The 2594-nt window shown below is 53.4% G+C and carries 1 protein-coding gene; it reads left to right on the top strand.

Features of this window, described 5'->3' with window-relative positions; all coding sequences use genetic code 11:
* Window positions 1-269 precede the first annotated feature (269 nt).
* Window positions 270-872: a chorismate--pyruvate lyase family protein gene (locus RA19_RS24835; RefSeq protein ID WP_039168371.1), complete on the top strand. Its 603-nt coding sequence runs from the start codon at window positions 270-272 to the stop codon at window positions 870-872.
* The last annotated feature ends 1722 nt before the right edge of the window (window positions 873-2594 follow it).

Genomic DNA, 2594 nt, shown 5'->3' with positions numbered 1-2594 from the left:
GGCTATAGCCATGCTTATCTTTCTGCCGTTGGCTTACCTTGGTGGCCTGTGGGTTCCAGTGCAGCTCCTGCCAGATTCCGTTCAACTACTGTCCTGGGGCACACCAACCCGCCATATGGTAGAATTTCTGTGGGCAGTCATGGGGTTGGATCAAAGGCCGCTGCTGCTTCCGGCAGGGCTTCTGTTGCTAGACTGCATGATTCTAATTGCACTTTGCTGCTGGCGCGTTGCGCGGCGGAGTGGCAAGTGACCGAAAAGAAAAGGCCAATATGGATACGATTGACAATCATCCGGCCAGGTTGGCGAACCGTAAGGTCCCAGCTGCACCGGAACTGGAACGGAAGCGTTTCGACGACGGAGTTCCAGCCGGATCAGCTTTTGCGAAATGGGCCGAGCTGTGGAAACAGCTCCTTTTGGTACAGGACGGCTCCGCAACCCTGATCTGTGAGATCATCTCCAATTGCCCGGTGCGTCTCGATATTCTGCATCAGGGTGTTACTGAAGACGTCCCCGCAGAGGTCCGGGCACATCTGCCGGGAAAGAGATTCATCGAACGGCAAGTCTGTATGTCCCATAATGGCAAGGTAATGATGGACAACCTGACTTATGTTTCTCTGGAACAACTCGACGACGAGGTGCGACGACATCTAGAACAGGGATATTCCCCAATTGGGTACATTTTCGACATCAAATTGACCCGCAAACGGTCGGTCACATGCCCCGAAAGCGTCTTAGCTGGTCTCTGGGCGCGTTGTGGAGTTCCGGACCCGCAATCAGCCCGCAGCTATGTTCTTGAGATCGAGAACAATTCGTGCATGCTGATCACTGAAACTTACAGGGCGGGAATGATGCAGGGCCTGCCACTAGCCTGATCTCTCCTCAAAAGCTCCACTTGTTTCACCGTCGCTTCGGCAGCTGACTCACAAGGAAAGTAGAATGTTAAATGTCGGTGATCGAGGGAGTTATTACCTCTGTTCGGTTCGCACTGTGATGTCGGCCGGTCATGTTGCACGCAGTGGTATGGCTCATGGTTGGTCTGGAGCTTAAAGGCGGGCCGGGCTAATCAAGCTGTCTGAGCTGCAAGCATGCTGAATATGGGATCATCGCAGGTTGATTTCAGTTGGAGGTTAGAGCAAGTAAGCATTCTTTGGGGAGATGCCTCAGCAGTTCTCGCCCGTTGGATGCGCATCGGCTCTCCCCGGGTACCCCAAAGTCTCTTGCCTTGGTGTACCGTATTCTACCTTGGGATACTTGTGCAGCCTTGGGGTGTCATGAGCGTAAGTCGTATCACACCAAAGGTGTGGTGGCCTAGTGGCCACGAAAGCTGCGGCCCTCGATGGCACGTTACAAAGTGTTCAATCAGGGGAAAAGCTGTCTTTGCTATCACGTGGAGATTCTGCTGCTGTTGCTTCAGCTTCTGGGCGGTGCCGAGCGCTTCAAATTTCGTGAGACTTGGAGCTGTTTCTTCGGGAAAGACGAGTGCTATAGGATAGCGGAGTGGTCTGATCGGCGTTGCTGCCCGCTACGGGAGCCGTTCAGACTAACAGCATTTATTGGCAGATTTCTTCGAGTAAACCAAAGTATCCTGCCTTGGTGTACAGTACTCCACCAAAGGATTCTCAGGTATACTTATCTATCCTGGGCTGTGTTTTATGTGCTAGAAACCCCCCAAAGGGTGTAGCGCAGCCCCTGCTCTGGAATTTGGGAAACCGTGAATGCACTCGCCACGTTTGCGGCGGCCTTCAAAAGGTATCAAAATCCTTCAGAGGCCCTTCAAAAAACCTGCTTGACCCTCCGGTTGTGCATCAGTTACTTCTTTCCCTATGAACCTGAACCGCCATATCGCATCTGCGGCCCCGCGCCTCATAGGCTGATCCTCCCGGATCGGGCGCAGGGCACTGTTCAGTTCACCGCTCCTGCTCACATCGGACTTCACCGAATCAGTGGCTGCGGAATGCCGTTTTCAGCCTTTGGATTGCGAGAAGACTAGTGAGCCGGAACGTGTAAGACAGATCATTCCCTATCCTTGAGGCCGGGCCGTTTGCGAAAACACGCAGCGGCCTTTTCTTTTTCGGATTTCTGCCCGGCCGCAAGGATCGCTGAAACTTGTGCCACAGTCTGGCGCAGGCACAATCTGTAAGGTTCTGATCTAGCGGACGGGAGTGAGAACGGAACTTTGATTTTAGCTGTATCGCGTTGAAACAAAACAACAAAAATTCTTCTCGGAAGGCGATCAGATTGTTATCGTCTCCGGGTGCCTGGTGCAGAGTTTTTCGCTCAGGATCCGGTTCGTTTGAAACTGACTGAACGAGGAGAAAAACCAATGAAGAAATGACCCCTTCAAAATGAAAGCGCCCGAACCTCGGCAAAGGAACGAGCGCGTTCATAAGGCAGATCAATGTCCACCTGTGTAGCAACAGTTCGATAGCAAATCCGGCACCGGATTTCAAGGACGGCGACTGCCTCACCAATACGGCTGCATTCGGCCTGGGCGTTTTTCGCCCGGGACCGATGGAGCACGCGCTGAACCGGTCAGCTCCCTCGTTTCGCATTCGGTTTCAACCGGGGCGGAGCGCCGGAAGAGCTGTGCCTGG

Source organism: Leisingera sp. ANG-M1 (assembly GCF_000813745.1).
GTDB lineage: Bacteria > Pseudomonadota > Alphaproteobacteria > Rhodobacterales > Rhodobacteraceae > Leisingera.
Note: the sequence above shows the minus strand (reverse complement) of the source record. Positions and strands in the feature narration are given on the sequence as shown.